Source organism: Brevibacillus sp. HB2.2 (assembly GCF_013284275.1).
Lineage (GTDB): Bacteria > Bacillota > Bacilli > Brevibacillales > Brevibacillaceae > Brevibacillus > Brevibacillus brevis_D.
Genome location: NZ_JABSUV010000076.1, coordinates 1 through 7077, shown reverse-complemented (window position 1 = coordinate 7077; position 7077 = coordinate 1). Strand labels below are relative to the sequence as shown.

Annotated in this window: 4 protein-coding genes; 2 read left to right on the top strand and 2 right to left on the bottom strand. The window is 44.5% G+C overall.

Annotated features, from left to right (window positions below; translation table 11 throughout):
• Window positions 1-286 precede the first annotated feature (286 nt).
• Window positions 287-1378, bottom strand: a complete 1092-nt coding sequence (locus HP401_RS29170) for an HD-GYP domain-containing protein (protein WP_172801940.1) — start codon at window positions 1376-1378, stop codon at window positions 287-289.
• A gap of 164 nt (window positions 1379-1542) precedes the next feature.
• Complete coding sequence (gene gyrA, locus HP401_RS29165) at window positions 1543-4077, bottom strand: DNA gyrase subunit A (RefSeq protein ID WP_012683793.1); 2535 nt, start codon at window positions 4075-4077, stop codon at window positions 1543-1545.
• A gap of 561 nt (window positions 4078-4638) precedes the next feature.
• Here gyrA and HP401_RS29160 point away from each other — a divergent pair.
• Window positions 4639-5328, top strand: coding sequence for a response regulator transcription factor (locus HP401_RS29160; protein WP_173607587.1), 690 nt, complete (start codon window positions 4639-4641; stop codon window positions 5326-5328).
• Window positions 5325-6704, top strand: a complete 1380-nt coding sequence (locus tag HP401_RS29155; protein ID WP_173607586.1) for a sensor histidine kinase — start codon at window positions 5325-5327, stop codon at window positions 6702-6704. Before HP401_RS29160 ends, HP401_RS29155 begins: the two co-directional genes overlap by 4 nt.
• The last annotated feature ends 373 nt before the right edge of the window (window positions 6705-7077 follow it).

Here is a 7077-nt window from a genome sequence, read left to right as displayed (position 1 = left end):
TTCGTCTCTATCGAGGCGACTTTTCTATCTTATCATACCGTCTAGCTTTTTGCAAGATCTTTTTTCGAAAAATCTTGTTTCGCTTAGCGGCGACAATTCAACACTTTATCAAACAATACTCAAGAAGTAAATAGCTTAATTGGCTTTTCTTCTTGAAGTGTTGCTTCAATCGAAGCGACAAGATGTATCATATCACGTATTTTTAAACAACACAAGAGGTTTTTATAATTAAATTGAATTTCTTTAAATTATATTAAAAGAGAGGCGAATGATTCGCCTCTCTCCTTTACTGTTCCATTACTCTCACAATAGATAAATGTCGAGCTTCAACTAGGTTTACGATTTTTCCACCTGTTTCAACCATTGGTCTCGTTGGGTGATTACGATCTGTAAATACAATCTTCCCAATCGTTCCATCACTTAACTCAACCAGCGTTCCTACAGCGAATTGAGTGATCCCCTCCACAAATGATCGAACAATGGTAGGATCAAGCTTCCCGAAGCTATCCTGCACTAATTGCTCCACGACTTGATAGGGAGACAACGCCTTTTGATGCACACGATCCGAGCTCATTGCATGATACACATCGGCCACAGCAACAATTTTGCTGTATAAATGCAGTTTAGAACCAGGCAAACCTAATGGATAGCCTGAACCATCTTCTCGCTCATGATGTTGCAAAGCCGCTAATGCTACACCTTCACTTAAACCGTGGGATGACTTAATAATTTGGTAGCCATAAACGGTATGCTTCTTCATCTCTTCGAATTCATCTGGCGTAAGCTTCCCTGGTTTTTGCAAAATCCGCCGATCAATTTTCGTTTTTCCTATATCAAGCAATGTACCCGCCAGTGCGACCTGCATCCATTCCTTTTCAGGTACCTTGACCCATTTTGCAATCATATAAGAAATAATCCCAACCGCTACGGCATGCTCGTAGGCATAGCTATCCATCTTTGCAAAGCGCCGAAGGGAGAGAAGTACTTGTGGTTGCTGCTGAAACTCCGTAATGATCGGCGTAACAACTTCTCTGACTTCCATAACTGGTATGTTATTGCCGCCTTGTACGCGGGTCATCAAATTTTTCAGTGTAGACACTGCTTTATCAAATGACTCCTGAAACACAGGTTTAGCTTGGGTAAACTTATCAGAAGCTTCTGGCGCATCTACCTTGGTTGAGGTTGGTTCACCTTGGTCAGTCAAATCCCCTCCTGAATCCTCTACTTGTACCTGTTTGATCATGAACGCTTCTAAGAATTGCACTTCCCGTTCATAGAGAGGGGTTCCTTTTGCAAAAAGAATGCCTCCCAATGCTGTAAATACGTCTTCAGCCAATTTCGCTCCAAGAGTCAGTTGTTTCACTTCCACATTGGGCAACCTGCTCACCACCCGATCCAACTTGTTAATGATATAGTATCCATTTCCCAATTTTACTTCAAACCCAAACCATTTGCAGGGAAAAAGCATGGATTGAACAAACTTTTGCACTTACACAAAAAAACGCCCCACATTATGCGGGACGCTTTCGTCGTGATTTTTCTTTATTCCTCTGTCGGTTCGGTAGGTTCGATAGGCTCGGTTGCTTCGACAGTCTCTCCGTCTTGCAGATCTTCGATTCCCTCTTCCGCATCTTCATCCGTCATATCCTCTTCCTCAGTTGGAGGACATTTGGCGACTGATCCCACTTGCTCATTTTCAGACAAACGGATCAGTTTCACACCTTGTGTGTAGCGCCCCATCACAGAAATACCTTTCATTTCTGTACGAATGATGATACCTGAAGTGGTAATAATCATCAGATCTTCTTCAGGCTCAACGACTTTCAGACCGACGACCGGACCGCTACGATCCGTTACATTGTGTGTCTTAATTCCTTTACCACCACGAGATTGAATGCGGTATTCATCGACAGGAGTCCGTTTTCCGTAACCATTCGCCGTTACAATGAGCACTTCTGCATTTGGCTTGATAACGTCCATATCGATGACATCATCATCGTCGTCAAGGGTAATCCCCTTCACACCGGTGGCGTTACGTCCCATCGTACGTACGTCTCCCTCATTGAAACGGACGGACATGCCTTTATGAGTACCCATGATGATTTGCTGTTGGCCATCCGTCAGACGAACACCAATCAACTCATCATCTTCGCGCAGGTTAACCGCAATTAGCCCGCCTTTGCGAATATTTTCATAGGACTCCAGCGTGGTTTTCTTAATAATCCCCTTCTTGGTCGCAAAGAACAGGTAATGTTCTTGATCAAACTCTTTCACAGGGATTACCGCACTAACTCGCTCCCCTTTTTCAATCTGAATGAGATTGATGATTGGGGTACCTTTTGCTGTCCGGCTCAGGTCAGGAATCTCAAATCCTTTTAGGCGATACACCTTCCCTTTGCTCGTAAAGAACATGATGTAATCATGCGAGTTGGTAATGTACAGATGCTCGACAAAATCGTCATCCTTGGTTCCCAATCCCTGCACGCCACGTCCGCCACGTTTTTGCGAACGGTAGGTCGAAACAGGCAGACGCTTGATATAACCGTCATGCGTCAGGGTGATTACGACATCTTCCTCTGGGATCAAATCAGCATCTTCGATATGATTCTCATCGAAAGTAATTTCTGTGCGTCTTTCATCGCCAAACTTCTCTTTGATCTCACCCAGCTCATCGCGGATGATCGCGTAGATTTTGGCTTCGTCTGCAAGAATAGCACGCAGTTCTGCGATTTTTACCATGAGCTCCTGGTATTCGTTCTCGATTTTTTCTCGTTCCAAACCAGTCAGGCGTTGCAGACGCATATCGAGAATCGCCTGTGCCTGCTCGTAGGACAAGGAGTAATTCTCCATGAGTCCTGTGCGAGCTTCTTCCGTGGTTTGAGAAGAACGAATCAAGCTGATAATCTCGTCAATATGATCCAATGCAATACGCAAGCCTTCCAAGATGTGCGCACGGGCTTCTGCTTGCTTGAGATCATATTCGGTCCTTCTGCGGATAATGACACGTTGGTGCTCCAAATAGTAATAGAGCATGTCACGCAGATTCAATACACGCGGACGACTATCAACGAGTGCCAGCATATTCACACCAAATGTAGACTGCATTTGGGTATGCTTAAATAGATTGTTCAATACAACCTTTGGAATGACGTCACGGCGCAATTCCATGACAATACGCATGCCTTTGCGGTCAGACTCATCACGAAGGTCGGTAATGCCTTCGATTTTTTTCTCGCGTACTAGCTCCGCGATTTTTTCCACAAGTCTAGCCTTGTTCACCTGATAAGGGATCTCTGTTACGATGATGCGCGGTTTGCCTTTCCCATCCTCTTCAATCTGGGTTTTGGCACGCATAATAATGGAACCACGGCCTGTTTCATAGGCACGCCGAATACCACTGTAACCGAGAATCTCCCCCGCTGTAGGGAAGTCAGGTCCCTTGATGATTTTCATCAAATCTTGAATCGTAATATCAGGATTGTCGATCATGGCAATGACACCATCAACAACTTCCGTCAAGTTATGTGGCGGAATATTGGTAGCCATACCTACAGCAATCCCTGATGCACCATTCAAAAGCAGGTTCGGGAAACGAGAAGGCAATACAACCGGCTCTTCTTTGCGTCCGTCGTAGTTAGGAATGAAATCGACCGTTTCTTTATCAATATCGCGCAAAAGCTCCAGCGCGAGCTTGGAAAAACGCGACTCCGTATAACGCATCGCCGCTGCCGGGTCGCCGTCTACAGAACCGAAGTTCCCTTGCCCTTCAACTAGCATGTAGCGCATGTTAAAATCTTGGGCCATACGTACCATCGCTTCATAGATGGAAGAGTCACCATGCGGATGGTAGTTCGCCATTACTTCCCCGACAACGTTTGCCGATTTACGGAACGGCTTGTCAGGAGTAAGGCCCATATCGTGCATGGCATACAAAATACGCCTGTGTACAGGCTTCAAACCATCGCGAACGTCAGGCAAAGCCCGACTGACGATAACGCTCATCGCATAGCTAATGAACGATTCTCTCATTTCGTGGCTAATATCGACTTTTGGAAACCGAGCAGTTTCTTCTGCCATAAAGGGTAAACCTCCAACTGGTTATCACAATACTTCATTATACCATATAGAGAGAGGACACGTCCAAAAAAACCACTTGAATCAATCTATTTCCCTAAGATTTCCCTCTGAATTGGTCGTACGCTCGGGCATTCCGTTTCACCCCTAAATATTCCAGGTTTGTTTCACGCTGGATCACACAAAAACAAAAAAGGCCCCTACATTCTGGCGCCTAGAATTTCATGTCTTTTTACATGTAGTTATCATCATCTTTACAGCTTCACGACCATTTCCAATTCAGAGAAGCGAATCATTGTCTTCGTATCGATTAACAATCCGAACGTAATCGCGATCATCTGTAGTAGTTTTCTCATGGTGTATCCCTCCGTTATTGAATGTACTTTCATTTTACAGAGTATGACCACGTAGTCCTATCGATTTGGGTTTCAACTTCCTTACACTATTGTAAGAAACGTAGGAAAGGAAGTATGGGAAAAGTGTGGGAAATGCCTCCAACAACTGCTTAAGTCTGTTTGAAGATGTACAATAAAGTGAGAATCTTAAGGTTCGCGGAGGAATCCCATGAAGATCTTTCACATTGCTATCGTAGACGATGACATCAATATTCGTCAGATCGTCGAAGCCTATCTGCAAAAGGAAGGCTATGTTACAACTGCCGTTGAATCAGCCGAAGAGGCTATTACTTTAGAGCAAGAGAATCCCCCCGATCTATGGGTATTGGACATCATGTTGCCAGGTATGAATGGCTATGAGTTTTGCCGACGTATTCGTGCTGGCTCAGAAACGCCTATCATCATGGTTTCCGCACGCGACGAAGAAGTAGACAAGATTCTTGGACTAGAGCTAGGAAGCGACGATTATCTCACCAAGCCTTTTAGTCCCCGTGAATTAGTGGCACGTGTGAATCGGGCACTCCAGCGTTGGAAACAAATGAAATCCCATGCGGAAGAAACAGCTATTAGCGCTCTTGTTTTAGATAAGGAAAAACGTCTTGTATATTCTTTTGGGGAGGAAGTAGAGGTCACCTCGAAAGAGTTTCAAGTGCTCAGCCTTTTATCGGAGCATCCGAATCGGGCTTTTTCCCGTGATGAGCTGCTCTCTCTTATATGGGGATTTGATTATTTTGGAAGTGATCGAGTGGTTGATGATCTCATTCGTCGTATCCGAAAAAAGCTGGATAAGATCCCTCTTGAGACGGTTTGGGGCTTTGGGTATCGCCTGCGAGCTTTGGAAGGAACGAAGGATGAATGAGTATCCAATTTCGCATTACGTTGATGTTCGCCCTTCTTCTCTGTCTTGTCATGGGGGTATCAGCTTTCCTGATCAATTCATTTTTGCTCGATAATTTAATTGAGCAGCAAAAGAATGAATTAAACCTAAAAGGTCGATTCTGGATCGAAAAAATGAACGAATCGAATGTAAAGATTGAAACAGAGGGAGTCGCAGAACTCGAAAAGCTTCTCGTCTCCAATCGCAAGATAGAAGTTTTGCTCTTAGGCAAAAAGAAAAAAGTACTCTACACGTCCCTGCCTTCTTCCAATTTGAATGGGTGGATGGATGCCCTTGAGCGTAAAGCGGAGAAAAGGCAAAATCGAAACATATGGATGGTCGGAAGCGATGATTATGTGGTCGTTAACCTGCCTTTTAAAAACGACGAAAAGCAACGACTGATTCTGGCCTCTCCTGTACGTGGACTTAAAGACACTCGTATGGAAATGACGAATAACATCTTGCTCATCGTTTTGATTGGGGCCGTATCTACCATTTTGCTCAGCTTTTTTATTACGCGTAGTATGGTGCAGCCACTGCATAAATTGACGAGAGAAATAAAAAAGGTTCAAGCACGGCGTTTTTCCGAGGTCCAACTCATTCCTGCACGCGGTGAAATTGCTGAAGTCTCGGATAGTGTTTACTCCATGGCACAAGAGCTCGATCGTTTTCATGAAATCCAGCGGCAATTTTTACAGAATGCTTCCCACGAGCTAAAAACCCCTCTCATGTCCATTCAAGGATATGCCGAGGGAATTCGCGATGGTGTTTTTGTTGATGATGCTGCTGAAAAGGGTTTTGATGTCATCGTAGAGGAAACCAATCGATTGAAGCATATTGTGACTGAAATTATATTGTTGGCCAAGCTTGAAGGTGAAGAGAATTTGTTTGGTCCCTCGTGGCATTCCGCTACCGACCTGGTGACTCGTACCATTGAGCGTTTACACCCTTTGCAGCTCCAACACAATGTAACGATTTCAGTACGTCCGACTAAAACCAATGACGTAGTGTACGTAGATGAAGGAAAGTTTCTTCAAGCCTTGTTGAATATCATTGGAAATGCTTTGCGCCATGCCAAGGATCAGATCACGATCGAAATTAAATCAGGCAAACGTCAGCTCCAGATAGAAGTACAAGATGATGGGGAGGGCATCGTGGAAGAACTTCTCCCTCATTTATTTCATCGTTTTGTGAAAGGAAAAAATGGTGATGTCGGACTGGGGCTAGCTATTTCTCGAGCAATTATCGAACGTTCGCACGGCTGTCTTCAGGCAGAAAATGGCCCACTCCACGGCGCTATCTTTCGCATCACCCTCCCCTTGTATCCCCAGCCTGAAAACTCACGAACACCCGAGTGATCTAGTGTCTACTCGGGTGTTTTTCTTTCCATCTATATATTTACCGCTACATGTTCCCGGAAACTTTCGCCGCAAGCGCGTTCCTCCCAGTTCGCATAACTTTAAATGACTCCTCCACCGTAAGCAGCCACAGCAACACCTAATTGATGTGCAGCCAATAGCTACCCAATCTAAGCCAAAAGTAAGCGTAGAAGAGGATAACGCTGCGGGATTACCGAAAATCCAGCGAGAAGAGGGAGAAATACTAGCTATCCTGTTAGTAGATCCGACTGGAAGAGGCTTGTCTCATAATGACATAACTCTTTTTTTAAAAACATACGTCAGAAATTTCAGTCTTCAAATAGCGCAAAAAAACCATCCGACTTGGATGGTC